Source organism: Capnocytophaga sp. oral taxon 338 str. F0234, from assembly GCF_000192225.1.
In the GTDB taxonomy this organism is placed as follows: Bacteria; Bacteroidota; Bacteroidia; order Flavobacteriales; family Flavobacteriaceae; genus Capnocytophaga.
Genome location: NZ_GL872413.1, coordinates 105,683 through 124,497, shown reverse-complemented (window position 1 = coordinate 124,497; position 18,815 = coordinate 105,683). Strand labels below are relative to the sequence as shown.

Here is an 18,815-nt window from a genome sequence, read left to right as displayed (position 1 = left end):
TGAGTTCGGACACTTTTAATTTTCATCTTCAGTAATATATTTAAAATCCTCCCAGAAATTAGGATAGGACTTTTCTACTACTTTTGTTTCTGTAATGGTGATAGGTACCTTTAGGCATAGAGGAGCAAAAGCCATTGCCATACGGTGGTCATTATGGGGGTTAATAGCTATATTGGGAGTTATCTCAGTACAGGGAGCTACCCAGATCTCACTATCAGAAATTTGCACTTCCCCAGAGAGTTTAGTAAGTTCTTCCTTAAGAGCTACTAGGCGGTTTGTCTCCTTGATATTAAGAGTTTTCAACCCACTTAAGAAACATTCTACACCTAACCCAAAACAAGTAACAGCGATTGTCTGTGCAATATCTGGAGTGTCTATAAGATTATAGGAGAATATAGGAGGAATTTCTGTTTTCTTCTTAACAAGTTGGATTCTATCTTCAAGGAATAGGGTCTTTACGCCAAAAGTCTTATAAATATCTGCTAGAATACGATCGCCCTGAAGGCTGTCTTGCTTATAATGGAGTAGAGAAAGAGTCGTGCCTACTTCACTAAGGGCTATCAAGCTATAGAAATAGGAAGCTGAGCTCCAATCAGGTTCCACTATAATAGTTTTGGGGCTGATGGTAGGAGTATAAGGAACCTCAAGAGTATGTTCCTCAAAAGTTGCCTCTATCCCTAATTCATTGAGTAGAGAAAGGGTCATTCTAAGGTATGGAAAGGAGGTAATCTCTCCTTCCAAATGTAAGGAAAGTCCTTTAACAAAGGTAGGAGCAATCATAAGTAAAGCTGAGATAAATTGGCTGCTTATATCGGCTCTTATAGTAAGAGTTCCTCCTAATAAGGGTTTCCCTTCAATGCGTAGAGGAGGGTAACCTTCTCTCGCTAAGTAAGTAATAGAAGCTCCCAATTGGCGAAGAGCATCTACTAATATACCTATAGGACGTTCTTGCATACGTTCAGAGCCTGTGAGGATTACCTTGCGCTTTGAAATAGCATAATAGGCAGTTAGAAAACGCATTACAGTACCTGCATCACCTATATTTATAATCTCCTTTGAACTATGTAGACCTTCATACATAAGGGAAGAATCCTTAGAAAAGGAAGCGTTTTCTACTTGTAAAGAAGGTAAGATGCATTGGAGTAAAAGCAAGCGATTGGTCTCACTTTTTGAGCCTCCAATATTTAAAGTAAGATGATTCTTTATGTGTCTTTTTTTTAGAAAAAGATTCATGTATTGTGTTTTATATTTTAGAAAGTGCAAAAATACGAAAGTATCCTTAAATATTTTCTTAAGAATAATATTATTTGTGCAAATTCTGACTTTATTGTAAAGATATATCTTGTTTTTAAAAATCATAAAATAAAAATAAGTGAATATGTTCTCTCATTTCAGTATTTTTTTTTATCTTTACACCCACATAAGTAATACAAGAATAAGCATTAATGAAGTGGCTTGAAAAACTCTTTAAAGGCACTCCTAAGGGACAGGAAATGTCTTCTGGTAGAAAAGAAAAATATTCTAAACTTCCTATAGATGAAGCATTTGTGATGAACTTTAAGGAGAAGGGGGGGATTTTTCTCTATATAGATTCCATAGAAGAATTGGAAGAAGTTTTTCAAAAAATTCTTTTGGAGAATAATGCCAATGCTACTATTTTTACTCATAATGAAGATTTAGAAGAACTCTTTTATTCACAATATCCTTCCTATTTTACAGGAGATAGCCAGCAAGCAACACTTTTTTTAACAGATTGTGAGTATCTGGTAGCCGATGAAGGCTCTGTATTATTCTCCTCAAGACAATTGGGACAAAAGCGGTTAGATGAACTTCCTCCGTCCCTTATTATTATTGCTAAAACTAGTCAAATTGTAGGTTCTCTTATTGATGCTATGGGGGGGCTTAATAGGAAAACTCATAGAGATCGACCTAATAACATTCGGTCGCTTCGTAGCTTTACTAAGCCCAAGGAGAAGGACTCTATTTTTTATGAAAATTGTTACAGAACTACTTACTTACTCCTCTTAGAGGACTTAAATTCTAACGAATGAATGAATTATTAAAGCGAAGTATTACAGGGATCCTTTATGTCTTTCTACTGCTTACAGCTATCATGCTTTCTAATGCAGAGGCTTTTGGTTTCCTGTTTCTTATTTTTGGGCTTATTTGCTTGTATGAATTCAAGAGGCTTATACGCCTTAGAGGGAGTGCTATTTTTTTAGTGTTCTTAGCACTATGGTGGTGCTTTAATTATTTGATCTCCAATAATGAATTCAATGGAAATTTCTTTATCTATCTACTCCTTTTAGCAGTAATTGCTACGGATATATATTTGGTATTCTATTTATATAAAAAAGAAGCTATTAGCTATAATGACACCCAAAAATTCTTTCTATCCCTACTGTACGTAGGAGGGGGATGTCTCTTTATTTCGTTAATTTACAAAATGGAAATTCATAACTATGAAGCATCGGTTTCCTCCTCTACATTTACTTTTTGGGAGATCTCACAATGGCAATTCTCTGAAGCTTTCTCTGAAGCACAGCATACCATGATTGCAATATTAGCTATTATATGGGCAAGTGATAGCTTTGCCTATCTTTCAGGACGGTTTTTGGGACGCACTAAACTTTTCCCCTCTGTCTCACCTAAGAAGACAGTAGAAGGATTTGTAGGAGGATTTATAGGGGCTTTGCTTGTAGCCACATGGCTTTCTCTCTATAGCAATAAAGATTTGTGGAAATGGCTTATAGTCGCTAGTGTACTTGTAATCACAGGTACTTTAGGTGATCTAGTAGAATCCAAATTCAAACGAGTAGCAGGCAAAAAGGACAGTGGCACTATCCTTCCTGGGCATGGAGGGTTACTGGATAGGTTAGATAGTCTCATTTTTGCTTCTCCTTTCGCTTATCTTGTTTTGGAGTTGGTCTCTTATGTCTAAGTTGAAGGAAATTTGTCATGGAGACTTTTAAAGGAATATTCTCTCACTATTATAATACAGATATAGGGTTGAATTTTTATTAGTTAGAACTATAAAAAGAGAAAAATAGACTCTTTTTTATTTGTGTATTTGAATATAAATGATTACCTTTGTAGGGTATTTGCAATACATTCAACGAATGTATAATAAGAATGATAATTAAATAGTTACAAAGATATTAAATTTATTGTTTATTACTATGGACGTAAAGAAAATTATGACCTCTTTGGAGGCGAAACACCCTGGGGAAAAAGAGTACCTACAGGCTGTACATGAAGTGTTGGAATCCGTACAGGAGGTCTATAACCAACACCCTGAATTTGCTAAGGCAAAAATCATTGAACGTATTGTAGAACCTGACCGTATTCATACTTTCCGTGTGGATTGGGTGGATGATAAAGGAGAAGTACAATCCAACCTTGGCTACCGTGTACAATTCAATGCTGCTATAGGACCTTACAAAGGAGGTATTCGCTTCCATAAGGCAGTGAACCCTTCTATGCTTAAGTTCTTGGGCTTTGAACAAACATTTAAGAATGCTCTTACTACACTTCCTATGGGAGGGGCTAAAGGAGGCTCTGATTTTGACCCAACAGGCAAGTCTGATGCTGAAATTATGCGCTTTTGCCAAGCATTTATGCTTGAATTATGGAAATATATAGGACCTGATACTGATGTACCTGCAGGGGATGTGGGTGTTGGTGGTCGTGAAATAGGCTACATGTATGGTATATACAAAAAATTGGCACATGAATACAATACAGGAGTGCTTACCGGTAAAGGTATCAATTGGGGAGGTTCTTTAATTCGTCCTGAAGCAACGGGTTATGGTGCTCTTTATTTTGTTGACCACATGCTTAAAAAACTTAAAAAATCTATTAAAGGACAGCGCGTAGTAGTTTCTGGGTTTGGTAATGTAGCGTGGGGAGCTTCTCAAAAGGCAACTCAATTGGGAGCTAAGGTGATTGGACTCTCCGGCCCTGATGGCTGTGTGGAAGTACCTAATGGAATGACTCAGGAAATGATAGATTATCTATTGGAACTTCGTGCTTCTAATAAGAATATTGTAGAACCTTTCGCTAAACAATTCTCTAAAGAAAGTAAGTTTACCAAAGGTAAAAAAGCATGGGTTATCCCTTGTGATATAGCTCTTCCTTGTGCTTTCCAAAATGAATTGGATGAAAATGATGCTAAGACTCTTATTAAGAATGGAGTGCAGTTGGTAGCAGAAGTATCCAATATGGGATGTACTCCTGAAGCTATTAAGACTTTCCAAGACGCTAAATTGCCTTTTGCTCCTGGTAAAGCTGTCAATGCAGGGGGGGTAGCCACTTCAGGATTGGAAATGACCCAAAATGCAGCACATCTTGCTTGGACTTCTGAGGAAGTAGATGCAAAACTACACCAAATCATGGAATCTATCCATAATGCATGTCTTAAATATGGTCAAGAAAAGGGCTATATTAATTATGTAAAAGGAGCGAATATTGCTGGATTTATGAAAGTAGCCACTGCAATGCTTGAACAAGGAATCATTTAATATGATTAGTGATTTTAATGGTTAATAAAAAGAGGCTCTCCGAAAAAGGAGAGCCTCTTTTCATAATGTCCAAAAGACAAAAGAGAGTTTTACAATCATTAATCCTATCTTGTCATTGACTATCTCATCGTACTAAGTATGGCAAGTGCTGCCTGTGTGTTGCCTTCGTCAAAGCGCCGTGCCCAAAAGGTATAAACCCAACGGACATACCCATCACTGGGGCTATTGCTATCGGCTAAGTCTCTTTCAAACTCGGGGATATCGTATTCCTTGAATACCTTTTTAAGCCCCTTTATATGGTCTTCTATATAGGAGGACTGGTTCATCACCTCAAGAATATCCTCATAGAGCTGTTTATTGTCCCCTTGTAACTCATAGACATTCAATAGGTCAGCTATTTGGCCATTGAGCGTACGGTGCATATAGGTATTTTCTCCTAACTGGCCGTTTTGATACATCGTCTCCATTACACTATCACCGAAGTAGTGCCAAAAGGTTAATAACTTTTGGTTGTCTCTGCCTATGTAGCGCTGGAGGTGACAGAGTGTAGGATGCTTTCTGCATAGGTTATCCTCACCATAGGATTCTATGGGGTAGAGATCGCTTCCCTCTTTGAGGAATCCCTGAAGATCATCTACTCTTTTGTAGATTTTATTTTTGAGCATTTTCTGCAAGGAATCCTGATTGAAAGCCGCAAAATCCCACTCAGGGGCTTTTCCTTCTTCGGGAGTGGTTTCAGAAGGCTCGTATTTGTGTTCTTCACGTGCATAGTCAATAATATCTTGGTCATAATTACTCTTATCAACCACTTGGGCTGAGGAGCGGTACAGGATATCATAATAGTCATAATCAGTATTAAGTTCTCCCCTGAAATAGAGATAGATACTCACCCCCAGTCCGTAAGATAAGGCAATGCCAAAGAGACCTAAGAGGCTCATACCCAAGAGCCGATGCCCTTTTCTGCTGAGAAAGCGCCCTAAGAGGAACAGTAGGACAGTTATGGGTAGCAAGGCAAAGAACATATAACTGGAATTGTCCCTGTCTCGGGCATCATCAAAAGAGGTAAAGAGCATCCAAAAGAGTGCTCCTATAGCCAAGACGCCTAAGAAAACTCCCTCAAAGAGGAGGATATCCTTCATCCATGGAGCTAAGGGCAATGGTTTTCTCCTGAGTAGTTGACATATTCCAGCCACAGCAGCCCCTATGAGCATACTTATTCCTATGAGCAATACTCCTGTGAGGAAGGCCGCAATGATGGAATAGTGGAAGCGATGACCAATGCATTCGTCTAAGAAGGAGAAAAAAGGCGGGTTCACAACCTTAGTTACAGCTGTAAACGGCTCTACACGCAATACTCCCCAAAGGAAAGAATCAAGCCAATAGACCCCTACTACAAGTAACAAAGTAACGATCAAAACTGTAATCTGCACCCAGATTACAGAAGGTAAGAAGTACTTTTTCATGAATGTTTAATTTTTAATCTTAAGTTGATGGGCGACTATTTTCTAATAACTGTGCTTATGAGTTCTTCCCATTCCTTTCCTTTCTTTCGCATAAGTATATTTTTTATAGGAGTTCCATTATTATCTAGCAGATTTATATTTGCTCCTGCTTCTAATAACAATTTTGCTATTTGAAAATTATTATTCTCAATGGCAATTAGTAAGGGAATTTCTTTGTAATCTGTTAGGGAACTTTGCATGCCATCTACATAAGCCCCTTTTTTCAACAAATAAGAAATGATTTTTTCATTATTCATCCTACAAGCCAATGCAAGAGGAGTAAGTAAGTCTTCTGTATATGGTTTGTTGATTTCTGCATTATTTTCCACTAAATAGGACACTATAGGGAGATGGTTGTTCTCAATGGCAACAAAAAGTGCATCATATATTAGATATTCATCCTGTTTTACTTCTTCTTTATTTGCCCCTTGCAAGAGAAGTTGTTTTACTTTCTCTAAGTTTCCCTCTTTGCAAGCTATGCCAAGGGAAGTATATTTGTATATTCCCTCTGTAAAATAAAAATCATTTATAGAGTGATTTTCCTTTTTCACATTTTGAGTGTCTATCTGAGTTGCTTTTTTTTCTGCATCTTGTGATTTTGGGCAAGCAGTAAGAAGTAATGAAAAACCTAAAAGAAAAAATTTTGTAATCATTGCTTTTTGGATGTTTATATAGGCTTTATAATCTGTATTGTATGCTTTTTACTTGTATTCAATAGGTAACTGTTTTGTTAAACAGATTAGCTTCTAAGGGAAAAACGATATTTGTATTATGTATTAGTGATGATTTGTTCATTTCACTTAATATAATAATTCTGCCACAAAAATAATGCCATTAATGATTAGGGGAGCTAATATTTATTAGACAGCCTCTCTATTCTTTTTTATAGTTCTTTATCTTAGAATGTCCTAATAAGATCTAATGCTTTCTCTACACGGTCAATGAGATCAACCCCTTTGGAAGTTTGAGGAATAATTTCAGTATGAATTACTTCTTCGTTTTTTGTAAATACTAATGTATTATTCGTGTTTTTAAGAGCAAACCCTCCTTTCAAGGCAAGTGGTTTTCCCCAGCTATCTAAAGATAATCCATCTTCATCTGATGATTCCTTATAAATAGCTATCAAGATAGCATTCCAATGAAACCCTCTGAAAGAGTTCTTTCGCAACACTCCTATATCATAGGGTTGTAATCATTGTTCTTCTTGGTAATATAAGCCATTCTCAGCATACCAAAGAATAGATCCATATTTGATAAAATAGTAGCGCCAGTCCTTAGGTGTGCTCTCATTATTTAGATAGGATTGAATACAATTCTCGAGATTTTCTATGCTAATATCACCATTAAGTTCTGCTAACAATTGTGCTATTATATCTTTAGTTTTCTCAAACTCTTTCCTATGTTGAGAAGGGTGTAGCATTTCTTGCCAAGTCCTATAGTTATGACTTGCTATAAGCCTATAGCGTTTGTCATTATATGTTTGACTATAATCTCCATAAGTGAGTAATGCTTTACTTACTAAAAGTAAATCTTTATCAAAGAGCGTTCTAAAGAAATCAATATTTTCATTCTTTCTACCTAAATCAATTTCACGAAGAAAATCATAGGTTTCCTGTCGGGTTTCATAAGTAATCTGGTAGTTAATGGGAGTTTTGGGCAATATTTCTTTGATACAACTAAGTATCAAATAGATTGTTGTAAGTCGTTGCTGCCCATCTATGAGTTCGTAATTCCCTCCTTTTCTTCTCACTACAATAGGTTGAAGATAATAATTTTTTTCTCCATTTTCATAGATATCATCAAGCAGTTGTTTAACCTCTTCCTCTCTCCAACGATATCCTCGCTGGTAGTCAGGGACAAAAAAACAACCCTTAATATCTAATACTCCTTTGATATTAAATTCCATATTGTTATAAGTAATTAAAAAAGATAAAGACAAAAATACAAAAAAAATAAAATTTCCTTAATATATTTTCAATTATCAATCCACTGCCAGTTCAATCATCTAAGTTGCAAATAGTATCTAAGGCAGTTTACTTGCCTTCCTTTGCTTATGCCACAGGCTTATGGAAAAACTATAAACTCAGAGGGCTTATCTCCTTAGGGTTACCCATAATGCCTCATACTCGCTGACCACTAATTACCTGTATGGCTCGCTCCTAGCTTGTCTTCTTATAATTCCAAATAGCCCAACTATTAAGTAGCACAGCGAATCCTACAAGATACAAAAACTCTATGTGTAACTGCTCAAAACTACTGCCTTTGAGCACAATTAAGCGGACAGCATTCACAAAATGGGTTACTGGAATAGCATTGCTCACCTGTCGGCTCCACGCCGGCATACTGTCTACACTGGTGAGAAAACCGCTCATCAAAAGGAAGATCATTATAAAGAAATAGGCGATAAACATAGCCTGTAACTGTGAATCGGCATAAGTGGAAACGAGGAGTCCGAAGCCGAGAATCGCAATGAGATACATTGTGGCAAAGGAATACAAGGTGAGTAGATTTCCTGCGGGGAAGATACCATAGACTACATACATCACGGTGAGCCCCAAGGTGAAGAGGATTAACCCTACTACTAAAAAGGGTATAAGCTTTCCTAATATAAACTGCCACTTCTTGATAGGCGTTACATTAATCTGCTCGATAGTGCCGATTTCCTTTTCTTTGACTACATTCAAAGCAGAGAGAAATCCCCCGATAATGGTGAGCAATATAGCCAAAATGCCCGGAACAATGTAGCGCGTATATTGCATATAAGGGTTGTACCAATGGGTGCTCTCCACCCCAATTTTGGCTACATTACCTATGTGTTGGGGTGCTTTTACATTTACATCGAGCTGAGTGTTGAAGTCGCGTATTACCGAAAGCAAATACGCTCCTCCTAAAGACGACTTGCTCCCATTAATCGCATCGATAGAGAGACCAAGTGTCTGCTTTCCTTCTCGTATGAGATTACGCTCAAAACTTTCGGGGACTTCTAAAACTACATCAGCTTTGCCGTCTTCTATTAGGGTGATGCCTTCTTTGTAAGAGAAAGGAGCCTTTACGAGTTTAAAGTACCCTGACGCAGTAATCTTCTGTATCAGTTGGTGAGAATAGGTACTTTGGTCGTGGTCGATATAAACGAGGTTGATGTTCTTCACATCAAAATTGGCAACTAAGGGCAATATAATCAGTTGGAAGATAGGTGCCACAAACATCATTGCCAAGATCGTCTTATCTCGGAATATCTGTTTAAATTCTTTTTGTAGTATAAAGCTTAATACTTTCATTTCTTTTATATTTAAATCCTCTCCCCAGCCCTCTCCAAAGGAGAGGGAGTAGTCCGTTTGGTGGGTTGGGGGATTATTGTAATCGTATTTTAAACTTCTTCATTGCAAGGCTTAAGAATACCACTGCCATTGCTATTAATATCAGCGTTTCTTTCCATACGTAAGTGAAATCCAACCCTTTGAGCATTACTTTCTTCACGATACTGTAGTAATAACTTGAGGGGAAGACTTTGGATATTCCCTGAAAGATAAGAGGCATATTCTCTATGGGGAACATAAAGCCGGTAAAGAATGCCGTGGGGAGCATCATTCCCATCATAGCGATGAGCATAGCCGTTTGCTGTGAAGCAGTAACGGTGGATATGAGTAGCCCCAACGACAAACAAATGATAATAAATAAGGTGCTTTCGGCGTAAAGCAACAGCAGATTGCCACGTATCGGGACATCAAGCATATAGACCGATAGCAGGAGTATTACAGTGAAGTTGATGAGCGAGAGAATAAGGTAAGGCACGGCTTTAGCAATGAGTATCATTATAGGTTTGAAAGGCGATACCAAAAGGATTTCCATAGTACCCAACTCTTTTTCACGCACCACCGCTACCGAGGTGAGAGCTGTGCTCACTATCATAAAGACGAGTGCAATCACCCCAGGGACGAAGTTCATAGAGCCATTCTGCTCCTCGTTGTACAGCATTCGGTTTTCAACGGTTATCTGGTAGGGTAGTTGTACAGCAGGGTTCAGCTCTTGCTGATAGCTTGCTACCATAGCCGAGAAGTAGTTTTGCACCGTTTTAGCCGTATTGGGGTCGCTCCCATCGGTGATGAGTTGTAGCGAGGTACCACTGGGGGTGTAGAGGTCTTTGCCGAAATCGGGAGGGAAGATGAGCGCAGCTTTTATGGTGCCACGCTTGAATTGGTCTTCTACTTGATCGTAACGAAGCATAGGGTCTTTCAGCTTAAAATACGGACTTGACTGCAAGCGGTGTGTGATTTCTTGGCTATAGGTATTGTTAGCCTCATCTAATACAGCGATACCAATATTCTTGACCTCGCTGCTGAGGGCTTGACCGAAAAGGATAATCTGCGCTATGGGGATACCAAAGAGTATCAATAGCGTGCGACGGTCGCGGAATACGTGATAGAATTCCTTGCGTATAAAGGCGATGAGCTGTTTCATATTAATAGGTGGGCGAATTGCCATTCGCCCCTACGGGGTTATTCATTACGTTTTGCTTTACGGGCGAGCTGGTAGAACACCTCGTCCATTGAATTGGTATTAAACTGTGATTTAAGGCGGGTGGGCGTATCCATTGCTTCCACTTTGCCATCTACCATTATGCTGATGCGGTGACAGTATTCGGCTTCGTCCATATAGTGGGTGGTAACGAATACAGTAATGCCCTGCGCTGAGGCTTCGTATATCATATCCCAGAACTGACGGCGCGTTATGGGGTCTACGCCACCAGTAGGCTCGTCGAGGAATACGATTTCGGGACGGTGGAAGATAGCCACTGAGAAGGCGAGCTTCTGTTTCCAGCCCAGAGGTAGCGAACCTACGAGTTTGTTGGCTTCAGCCTCCAAGCCAAGTTTGGCGATAAGCTGGGTACTGCGGGTTTTGATTTCCCTTCGGCTTAAGCCATAGACGCCTCCGTAGAAGGTGATGTTTTCCTGCACGGTGAGGTTGTCGTAGAGCGAAAACTTCTGACTCATATAGCCGATGTGTTTCTTTATCTGCTCTTGCTCGCGGTAGACATCGAAGCCTGCTACGGTAGCCTCGCCCGAGGTAGGGTAGGAGAGTCCGCAGAAGATGCGTATAGCGGTGGTTTTCCCCGCGCCATTGGCACCGAGGAAGCCGAAGATTTCGCCTTTTTCAACGGTAAGGGAAATGTTGTTCACGGCTTTGAAATCGCCGAATTGCTTTGTTAGGTTATGACAGTGGATTGCGTTCATTTGTTAATTTGCCGATTTGTCAATTTGTCAATTACCGATATTAGGTAAGGGCGAATTGCCATTCGCCCCTACATTACCCTCCATTAGGCGGATAAAACTATCCTCGATGGTGGGGGTAATGACTTTCCATTCGAGGTGGGGGAGGGTGGTTTTCAGCTGTTGCTCGAATATGGGGATGTTGGTGTTTTCCTTGAGAGTAACGTGTAGGTACTCGCCAAAGGGGTAACAGCTATCAATGTTGGGATGATTGCGCAGGTGCTGGAGCAGTGCATACAGATTGGACGCCTTGACAGCATAGAGTGCGGTGGGGTACTGGGCGATGATTTGCTCGGGGGTACTGGTGGATAGCACCTTGCCATTTTGGAATAAGGCTATACGGTCGCATAAGCTAGCTTCGTCCATATAAGGGGTGGAAACCAGTATGCTAATGCCTTGCGCCTTCAGCCGAGCGAGCATCTGCCAGAATTCTTTGCGCGAAACTACATCTACCCCCGTGGTGGGCTCGTCTAACAAAAGGACTTTGGGCTTGTGAATGAGGGCGCAACAAAGGGCTAACTTCTGTTTCATTCCCCCTGAGAGCTTGCCTGCGCGACGGTTGCTGAACGGCTTTATCTGCTCGTAAATATCTTTGATAAGGTCGTAATTTTCGGCAATAGTAGTGCCGAATACTGTGGCGAAGAAGGTGAGGTTTTCCTCGACAGTGAGATCTTGGTACAGAGAGAAGCGCCCAGGCATATAGCCCACATGCTTGCGGATTTCCTTATAATCTTTGACGATATCCCAGCCCTCGATGCTTGCTGTTCCCTCATCAGGCAAGAGGAGGGTGGTGAGCATACGAAAGACGGTGGTTTTGCCTGCCCCATCGGGACCTATGAGCCCAAAGAGTTCGCCTTTCTCGACTTCTAAAGAAAGGTACTGCACAGCTTGGGTATCGCCGTAGGACTTGCTGAGATTATGTATACTTATGCTTGTCATTTTATTAATTAGGTGTGAGCCACACAGGCTGTTTTGTTTTCTATTGTTAAAAAAGGTTGTACTTTTGCTACGAATTTAGATACTATACTTATATGCATTACTTATATCTCACTTTAGCGATTGTTTTAGAGGTCTTAGCTACTGCTCTTTTAGGTAAATCGGAAGGATTTTCCAAGTGGTTATTTGCCGTAGGCTCACTGTTGTCTTATGGCATTTGTTTTTATTTTTTATCCTTAGCCCTCAAGAATATTCCGCTGGGGGTAGCCTACGCTATCTGGTCGGGAGTAGGAATTGTACTGACAGCCATCGTGAGTATTCTTGTTTTCAAAAATAAAATAGACTTGCCTTTTGTATTGGGTTCCCTGCTTATCATCGCTGGCGTAGTCGTAATTAACCTCTTTTCAAAGGCAAATGGACACTGATTTTCCCCTTATTTTTTATTGTTTCTTCTTGTTATCAAAATAAATACTACGCATATTACCAGTCCTACAAGAGCGGGTTTGGCTACTGACCAACCGCTTGCACCACTGCTCACCACGCTCCATAACAGTTTTAAAAGCGCTGCTAACACTATGGTGTAGAGCAATAAGCGCCATTTTCTCTTCCACGCTGAGACTATCAGCAGATAGAAAAAGAGCGGTATTGTTAGCGAGAAAAGTATCTTTTTTGCGTCCCACGCACCTTTGAGGTAGTCCATTTCGTAAGCTAAGAAGCTGAGCACCTTAGGATCGGTTTGTTGTGGAACGGAGAACCAAAACATACTGGTAAATAGGCAAAAGATACTCAATGACACTCCTGCATACGATTTTCTCAAAGCAAAATACACCATAGGCACGATAAAGAGCGGGCGCATATACCAGCTCAATATATTGTGATGTCGCACAAAAGTCCACTCAAAAAAGGAGTCATTAGTGAGAAAGACTACTATAAAAACTATGGTAAGCAGGGCGAAAATCGTTGCTATTACTTTGTCGTATTTCTTTAACATAGGGTTGTATTTGTTAGTAAGCTACAAAAAATGTGCTAAGAGTATGAGTTACAAGCTTTATTCTTAATAGGCACGAGCTACAGGCTCGCGTCAGCGAGGGAGATTCTTTATACTTATCATATACTTAATATGCTAATAAAGTTAGCTCTTAATATTCCTCTGTTTCATCACAATCCGAGAGTTCATACGTGTAAACCCAGTAATCGGCTATCTGGTGAAACAGTTTATCATTTGTTTTATCCCTTAATTGCATAAGTGCTTCGGCTACATCTTTCAGCTTCCAACCCTTGCTGTTTAGGGAAAACCACGCTTCTTTTAGATTGTTTTGGGATAGATAATTATAGAACAATGCTTTTTTATCGGTATCTTCTCTAAGCCAATTGGGGATATTTTTTAGGTCTGTTATACGATTTATATCCTCTATTTCAAAGTTACAAGCATTATAACACAGCGCTGTATCGATATGATTCATAGAGGCAGGAAAGTCTCCTTCATATCCACTTCTTTCTATATCACCGAAAGGTATTATAGTTTCCCTATCGGTAAAATATACCAGTGGACTTGTGTGTTCCTTGCCATAACCGTATTCGTCCCAATAAGTAACTATCTTTTGTAAATCATCTTCACTGTAATGAATGTCTTTGCAAAATTGTTCAATTTCCTCAGTAAGCTCTTCTTCAATTTCTAACATATCCAAAATCATCAGAGTAACAAATTGTTTTTCATTGCTTGCCCTCTCGCTAAAATAACTCCATTCCAGCGAATCATCTACAAATATTTGTTTTCTGTCGCAGAAAAAATGGTGTAATAAGCCGGTATATTCTGCTCCTGTACCTAAGAACAAAGGTATTAAACAAGGCGGGTGAGGATACCAATATTCCCAAACAGGATTATAAGTATCTAAGATAGGTATCTTAATTTGATGAAGAATCAATTTCTGAAAGTCTTCTGTAAAATTTAATTCTTTTATTACTTGTTTTAGTGCGTTCATCTTTTTTACTATTATAATGCTGCTGTTTACAGGTTAGTTTATGAGATTGCTTTTGAGGCAAAAGCAGAGGTCTTTGCCTTCGGGGTCTTTTTCTATGTAACAATCTTTTCGCAAGGGATAGTCCCACTCGCCGTTAAGGGTTTTTACTTTTTGGAAAGGAGGTACATATACCGTGCCTTTGTCCCAGAGGATTTGAATATATAGTACTCCGTTGCAATAAGCATAATGCCCAGAAGGGTTTATTTCCTTTGAGGAATAACACATCTGAAAGTTCTTACGACCGTCGTAATCTCGTAGAGCTTGCGCCCCCATAAACTTCTGAGTAAAGCATTCGTTATCCTCACCGAGCTCGTTTTTGTACAATTCGTAGAATGCAGGTCGGTCTTCTTCAAACAAAGCGTAATCGTCGGCACTTATGCGATAAAAGCGTTCATAGCCTGCTACCCAACTTACAAATACTTTCATCAAATGGGTTTCGATTGCTTCGCAATAGCCCACAGAGAAAAAGTGTTCTCGGTCTACGAGCTCTTCTGTAAGCTTTATTCTTTCTATTAGTTTTAACTTCATCTTGTAGGTATAATTAGTTTTTATTACTGATTTTGTGTGTTACTTAATTTTTATTGAATTACTTATAATAACGCTCCAACGCTTCTTTTGCCACTTCTACAATCTTATCGTCTACATCTTTTGCAAAAGAGATTATACGACAGGGAACAAGTATCATTATGAGTTTTTCTTCGTACCAAAACATATAACAAACGTGCGACATTTTCATTATGGGGTTGAATACTATATAATCTTTATCCTTTAGAGAGTGTACAAACTTCATTAACGACTTATTGACAGACGAGAACGGAGATAATACATACACGTTGATGATGTGATCGAAAAAAAGTTCCGTATTGGTATACACGTAAAAATTCGTCAGGCAATAATCTGCTTGTGGGTTGCGAACCGATATTTTATTCTGCCATAATACCGACGAAAGCGACCACATCAAAAGTCTATGCGTAACCTCAGCTTCTCCCTTCTCTCCTTTCTCTACGGTAAGGTGTCTTGCCGAATAACGAAACTTCTGATGCTCTACAATGTTTTGAATGGCAAGACTGTCTTTTGCCAAGTGGGTATATTTTTCGAACTCGTCAAATTCTCGTATATTCCTAATACTGTCTACAGTTTGTGCTATCCCACATACAGAGACCAAAAAGATGACAATGCATATATAATAACGTTTCATATTGCTTGATATTTTAATTATGATTGTGACAGAGTAAGAGATTGAATTCTTCTCGAGTAGATAATTAATTCTATTCATCGTCTAAAATAATTAGCATTAAATGTGAGAGAAGTTAGCTTCGAAATTCAACCTATGAGCTCCAATATTTAACCTCCGAACTTATATGGGAGTGATGGCTCTGATGTTCATATTTTTGTCTTTTTTATTGTTCTTTTTTTCTTGCACCTAACCACAATAGAAGTATAAGCGCCCACATTATAGCACTTTCAGGAAGTATTTTGGTAAAGTTAGCCCAATTGGCAGTTAAGGTACTAAAAGCGATACTTGCCCAACGCACCACTAGTAAAGCCATTACAAAGAGAGCTATAAACTTGCCTGCATTGTCGTTCTTGCGCAGTGCCATCAACACTAAAGCGATACCCATTACTACGTTTTCGGTGGCTATGATATGCCAAAGATAATTGAATGTTACCCTACTTTCAGCATCAATATTTGTGTTTGACAAGGCAGGGAAAACAGTTGCAAAGCCGTTTATCTCGTGAGTAACGGCAGAGAGTAAGCAAAATACTCCCACTACAAGGTAAAAATAATTACGTATCATATTTTTTTATAATTGTTACTAATTTAATTTCTAAAATCATTTGTTTTATTTTGGAACTTATATCGGGGTATAGAATTCCGACCAAAGTTTTAAATTACTCTTTTGTTCTCTGTGCCATTACTTTGGCAATCACGTACCATTTACCCGATGCGTTTTTGAGCTCTTTTCGCCATTTGAAGGAAGTAGATGTTATCTCGGAGAATACATATCTCATCTCTTCGGTAGTATTTTCTGTCAGAATAATCTCATCGTCTGCCCTGCGAGCTGTCAGACGGATAGCCTCGCCCCTGCAACCGTAGAAAATATCCCACGTCGAGCTTCGGGGGTTGAATATACGTAGCGTGGTGCCGTACTCGGCATCGGGCTGTTTGTTTTGCAAACGCTCCGAGCGTGAGGGGACAATAAAAACATCTTGTATCGCCGTACCTTCCAACACCCAAGAGAAAATCCATTCACCTTTTACGCGTCTGGGTTCGTCGGCTTCCAGATGGTCTACCCATTCGATATTCCACTCGCCCACCAAAGCACCGAAAAAATCGTATTCTTCCGGTATGCGTGGGTCTTTTTTGTCATAATGCAATGCTTTGATAAATTCGTTCATAATTTATTGATAAATATGTGTTTTTCCAATCCCAATAATAAGATGACTGCTCACTCGTGTTAGCTCTGAACTAAACTAATTCACTTTTGAACTCACTCGTGTTGGTTTTTTACTGACTGATATTACCTATGAACTTGCATTAGTTACCTTTTCACTAATAGATGTTTGTTTTGAACTAACTTTTGTTGCCTACAGACTCAGATATTTGACCTTTGGACTTCTAAAATAATATTAAAACTTCTATATATTTCTATAAGTATTACTAATAGCTCTATCTACTAACCAATATAAGCCTATATAGAATAAAATACTAATAAGAATAACTGCAATAGATATTATAGAAATAGTAAAGTCTAGTGTTTTCTCATTATTTTTTACTCTGATGAATATTTGATATATAAAAAACAAAGGGAATAATACATAAGCAGTGATAAAAATAATTCCACAAATAAATTCTATGGTATTTATGTTGTAAAAATCCTGATAAAAAAGATATGTTCCTATTATTATAGGAGCAAAAACTACCGATAATAAACACCAAATACTAAAATATAATCGAAACCTCCTTTTCATTTTATAGTAGTTTTATTTGTTGTTGAATTGTAAAAAACATCTTTATGACCTTCTTCTATTAATTCATCTTGTATATTATTAGGAGAAGTATTTATGACTAATGAAGGAACACTAATATTCTCATCAGCTTTCACTACTTCTAAGGCAAAAGTACCACAATTATTAGCTGTAAAACTATATTCCTCTCTATCTTCTGAGTATTCTACACCTTCTAAATTCTCATAACCTTTGGAATGTTGTTTATGTTTAGTAGGGTCATTTATATTATCAGGGACACTTTCTATATGCTTTCTTTCAGCATAGGATAACATTCTGTTAATATAATTAGTTTCAATATAAGCTCCTTTTATATTTCCATTTTGTCCTGATTTTTTAGAAAGAATTTTGAATACTTTATTTAATTCATTCACATCTATTATTCCATTTCCATCCCATTTTACATCAGGAACAGCTACTCTTCTGACATAACCTTTTGTATTATCCCAAGAATGAGCATATCTTCCAAATTCATAATAGGCTGTTTTTCCGCTATTGGTTATTAATAAAATTCCTGCGTGCCCAGAAGGTATTTTAGGTGCTTTTATTTTCTTTTTAAAATAAGGAATTTTTACTTCTAGCTCAGGGTCTGCTTTATAATCTGGAAATGCAATATAAATAGCTACTCCTTTATGTTTAATATTAAGAGAAGCAGTAGCTGTTTGTATTACTTCCCCTTTCTCATTTTTTAAATAAAGAGTAGCCACTAATTTTTCTGTGCTATCTGTAATGTATACTTTGTATGAATCCTCTCTATTTTCTTTTTCAATTTTTAAAATTCCCATAATCTAAATATTTTATAATTTTTATTAATTAACTTTGGATTATATTTTGTGCTATTTTTGTATCCAAAAAGTGAGCTATAAACTAACTAAACTGAGTTTATAGCTCACATCTGTCAGTTGCCTACGGAGTGGGTGTAGGCTCATTAGAGGCAGGGTCAGTGCCTTTGGAGCGTCTGCCTTGTAGTGCGAACCGTTTGCCCAAATCTTCCTGAATGGATTTGGCATCTTGGTCACCGAGTTTGGCAGCCATTTTAACACTCGCATAGTAGAGCAACGCCTGTGCATAAGCCTCGTGTCCCGAGAGCATCAGTGTGTCCGACAGGTTGTCGACCAACTGCTTGAGGCTGTTGTACACAGGTTGTAACGATTGGTTGAGGGTGAAATCCTTACCTAATTCTTCAGCTTCCATCATCGGGGGGATAAGTTTAGGATTAGATTTCACATACTCTGCCGTTTTGGAAACAAATGCCAATGTTTTGTCGCTCATCTTAGGCAGGCTCTTGCGGTCTTCCAACGTAAGGGTAACCAAATACGGAGCCAATAGCTCGCGAAGTTCTTTTAGCTTCTCTTGAAGCTTAGTGAGGGTCTCAGCAGGAACCTCCATACTAATCAAATTCTTCGGCATAACTTCAAAAATTAAAAATTATAGGACAAATGTAGGGATTTTTTGCGAATACTGTATGCTTTTACAAAAGATTTTTAATACTGAATACTCAAGAAGACATTTTTCGGATATAAAATATCTCTTTTAAGGACAACAAATAACACCTTTTAC

Annotated in this window: 21 protein-coding genes; 4 read left to right on the top strand and 17 right to left on the bottom strand. The window is 38.4% G+C overall.

Annotated elements, in window-relative coordinates:
* Nucleotides 1-15: 15 nt before the first annotated feature.
* Nucleotides 16-1,233: a 3-phosphoshikimate 1-carboxyvinyltransferase gene (locus HMPREF9071_RS00570; protein ID WP_040357874.1), complete on the bottom strand. Its 1,218-nt coding sequence runs from the start codon at nt 1,231-1,233 to the stop codon at nt 16-18.
* Nucleotides 1,234-1,445: 212 nt separating this feature from the next.
* Here HMPREF9071_RS00570 and HMPREF9071_RS00565 point away from each other — a divergent pair, with 212 nt between their 5' ends.
* The 3 genes from HMPREF9071_RS00565 to gdhA all read left to right on the top strand — a co-directional run bounded on the left by HMPREF9071_RS00565 (nt 1,446) and on the right by gdhA (nt 4,520).
* Nucleotides 1,446-2,051, top strand: coding sequence for an LUD domain-containing protein (locus HMPREF9071_RS00565; protein WP_009744577.1), 606 nt, complete (start codon nt 1,446-1,448; stop codon nt 2,049-2,051).
* A complete protein-coding gene (locus tag HMPREF9071_RS00560) occupies nt 2,048-2,941 on the top strand; it encodes a phosphatidate cytidylyltransferase (RefSeq protein WP_009744576.1) in 894 nt (297 codons plus the stop codon). Before HMPREF9071_RS00565 ends, HMPREF9071_RS00560 begins: the two co-directional genes overlap by 4 nt.
* A gap of 238 nt (nt 2,942-3,179) precedes the next feature.
* Nucleotides 3,180-4,520, top strand: coding sequence for an NADP-specific glutamate dehydrogenase (gene gdhA, locus HMPREF9071_RS00555; protein ID WP_009744575.1), 1,341 nt, complete (start codon nt 3,180-3,182; stop codon nt 4,518-4,520).
* 119 nt (nt 4,521-4,639) lie between these two features.
* On the opposite strand, the gene HMPREF9071_RS00550 is transcribed toward gdhA, so the two are convergent.
* The 8 genes from HMPREF9071_RS00550 to HMPREF9071_RS00515 all read right to left on the bottom strand — a co-directional run bounded on the left by HMPREF9071_RS00550 (nt 4,640) and on the right by HMPREF9071_RS00515 (nt 12,228).
* On the bottom strand, nt 4,640-5,983 hold the full coding sequence (locus HMPREF9071_RS00550) for a hypothetical protein (protein WP_009744574.1): 1,344 nt from the start codon (nt 5,981-5,983) through the stop codon (nt 4,640-4,642).
* Between the two features lie 35 nt (nt 5,984-6,018).
* Nucleotides 6,019-6,675, bottom strand: a complete 657-nt coding sequence (locus HMPREF9071_RS11765; protein ID WP_009744573.1) for an ankyrin repeat domain-containing protein — start codon at nt 6,673-6,675, stop codon at nt 6,019-6,021.
* A gap of 245 nt (nt 6,676-6,920) precedes the next feature.
* Entirely contained in the window at nt 6,921-7,193 is a 273-nt protein-coding gene (locus tag HMPREF9071_RS00540; protein WP_009744572.1) for a hypothetical protein, read from the bottom strand.
* 21 nt (nt 7,194-7,214) lie between these two features.
* The gene (locus tag HMPREF9071_RS00535) at nt 7,215-7,928 is read right to left on the bottom strand and encodes a DUF262 domain-containing protein (protein ID WP_009744571.1); all 714 of its coding nucleotides are present in this window, start codon (nt 7,926-7,928) and stop codon (nt 7,215-7,217) included.
* 253 nt (nt 7,929-8,181) lie between these two features.
* Nucleotides 8,182-9,300: an ABC transporter permease gene (locus tag HMPREF9071_RS00530; protein WP_009744570.1), complete on the bottom strand. Its 1,119-nt coding sequence runs from the start codon at nt 9,298-9,300 to the stop codon at nt 8,182-8,184.
* A 73-nt stretch (nt 9,301-9,373) separates the two neighbouring features.
* The gene (locus tag HMPREF9071_RS00525; RefSeq protein ID WP_009744569.1) at nt 9,374-10,504 is read right to left on the bottom strand and encodes an ABC transporter permease; all 1,131 of its coding nucleotides are present in this window, start codon (nt 10,502-10,504) and stop codon (nt 9,374-9,376) included.
* Nucleotides 10,505-10,518: 14 nt separating this feature from the next.
* Entirely contained in the window at nt 10,519-11,253 is a 735-nt protein-coding gene (locus tag HMPREF9071_RS00520; protein ID WP_009744568.1) for an ABC transporter ATP-binding protein, read from the bottom strand.
* A gap of 27 nt (nt 11,254-11,280) precedes the next feature.
* On the bottom strand, nt 11,281-12,228 hold the full coding sequence (locus tag HMPREF9071_RS00515; protein WP_009744567.1) for an ABC transporter ATP-binding protein: 948 nt from the start codon (nt 12,226-12,228) through the stop codon (nt 11,281-11,283).
* A 92-nt stretch (nt 12,229-12,320) separates the two neighbouring features.
* On the opposite strand from HMPREF9071_RS00515, the gene HMPREF9071_RS00510 reads away from it, so the two are divergent.
* The gene (locus HMPREF9071_RS00510) at nt 12,321-12,650 is read left to right on the top strand and encodes a multidrug efflux SMR transporter (protein ID WP_009744566.1); all 330 of its coding nucleotides are present in this window, start codon (nt 12,321-12,323) and stop codon (nt 12,648-12,650) included.
* A gap of 8 nt (nt 12,651-12,658) precedes the next feature.
* On the opposite strand, the gene HMPREF9071_RS00505 is transcribed toward HMPREF9071_RS00510, so the two are convergent.
* From HMPREF9071_RS00505 to HMPREF9071_RS00465, 8 genes are all read right to left on the bottom strand, one after another.
* Complete coding sequence (locus HMPREF9071_RS00505; RefSeq protein WP_009744565.1) at nt 12,659-13,216, bottom strand: hypothetical protein; 558 nt, start codon at nt 13,214-13,216, stop codon at nt 12,659-12,661.
* A gap of 148 nt (nt 13,217-13,364) precedes the next feature.
* A complete protein-coding gene (locus HMPREF9071_RS00500) occupies nt 13,365-14,207 on the bottom strand; it encodes a hypothetical protein (protein WP_009744564.1) in 843 nt (280 codons plus the stop codon).
* 33 nt (nt 14,208-14,240) lie between these two features.
* On the bottom strand, nt 14,241-14,774 hold the full coding sequence (locus HMPREF9071_RS00495) for a hypothetical protein (protein ID WP_009744563.1): 534 nt from the start codon (nt 14,772-14,774) through the stop codon (nt 14,241-14,243).
* 58 nt (nt 14,775-14,832) lie between these two features.
* Nucleotides 14,833-15,444, bottom strand: a complete 612-nt coding sequence (locus HMPREF9071_RS00490; protein ID WP_009744562.1) for a hypothetical protein — start codon at nt 15,442-15,444, stop codon at nt 14,833-14,835.
* Nucleotides 15,445-15,646: 202 nt separating this feature from the next.
* On the bottom strand, nt 15,647-16,045 hold the full coding sequence (locus tag HMPREF9071_RS00485; protein WP_002672913.1) for a hypothetical protein: 399 nt from the start codon (nt 16,043-16,045) through the stop codon (nt 15,647-15,649).
* 94 nt (nt 16,046-16,139) lie between these two features.
* Nucleotides 16,140-16,646, bottom strand: a complete 507-nt coding sequence (locus tag HMPREF9071_RS00480; protein ID WP_009744561.1) for a hypothetical protein — start codon at nt 16,644-16,646, stop codon at nt 16,140-16,142.
* A gap of 569 nt (nt 16,647-17,215) precedes the next feature.
* On the bottom strand, nt 17,216-18,040 hold the full coding sequence (locus tag HMPREF9071_RS00470; RefSeq protein ID WP_009744559.1) for a hypothetical protein: 825 nt from the start codon (nt 18,038-18,040) through the stop codon (nt 17,216-17,218).
* A 121-nt stretch (nt 18,041-18,161) separates the two neighbouring features.
* Nucleotides 18,162-18,665 carry a hypothetical protein gene (locus HMPREF9071_RS00465; RefSeq protein ID WP_009744558.1) on the bottom strand — a complete coding sequence of 168 codons (504 nt, stop codon included), beginning with the start codon at nt 18,663-18,665 and terminating at the stop codon, nt 18,162-18,164.
* Nucleotides 18,666-18,815 lie beyond the last annotated feature (150 nt).